Here is an 806-nt window from a genome sequence, read left to right on the forward strand (position 1 = left end):
CGGATTTAGCCTATCGCCTCTGTCTTGGGGATGCCAAGTGCAGTAAAGCCGTTGAGGATCGCGGCTCGGATTTGGATCTCCGCGATCTGCCGACCGAAGTCACGCGCGGAGAGGCGCTGACCAAGTAGTTTTAAGCAATGCATCTTTGTCTCGACGCGGCTTCGGCGGTGGTATCCGGTCACTTGCCGCCATAATGCACGGCCCAGATACTTTGATGCCCGAACAGCTTCGTTTCGCGCCCTAGCTCCGGGCGTGTTAGGCCTCCACAACTTCGCATTCTTACGCGGTGGAATGACAGCATGGGCATTGCGAGCTGCAATTGCATCGTGGCATTTGCGGGTATCGTAAGCCCCATCTCCGGTGACACTGCCAATCTCTTCGTCCGGTGGGATCTGATCGAGCAGGTCAGGTAGCATGGGTGCGTCACCGATGCTGCTACTGGTGACCTCGATGGCACGTATTTCCAGTGTTTCTTCATCGATACCAATGTGGATCTTGCGCCACAGGCGGCGTTTAGGGCCGCCGTGCTTGCGGGCATTCCACTCACCTTCGCCCTCCGCTTTGATACCTGTACTGTCTACCAGAAGGTGCAAGGCCCCGATGTGCCTCGGAATGGGATCGCAATCGATAACGTTCTCTGCCGTCGACACAAAGTGCTGAAGTTCGGTACTGTCCAGCTCAGCCCGGCCAATTCCAGCAAGCTTTCAACAAACCCAGTCGTTTGCCTCAGGGGCAAACCAAACAGCACTTTGATCGTCAGACAAGCTTGTATCGCGGCATCATTATAAGACTGCTGACGTCCCCTC

1 pseudogene is annotated in these 806 nt (G+C 56.0%); it reads right to left on the minus strand.

Going from position 1 to position 806, the window contains the following annotated elements:
• Positions 1 to 5: 5 nt before the first annotated feature.
• Positions 6 to 806, minus strand: a pseudogene (locus DL239_RS21375) (IS5 family transposase); the annotation flags it as partial.

Origin of the sequence: Parasedimentitalea denitrificans (genome assembly GCF_011813015.1) — a bacterium.
GTDB lineage: Bacteria > Pseudomonadota > Alphaproteobacteria > Rhodobacterales > Rhodobacteraceae > Parasedimentitalea > Parasedimentitalea denitrificans.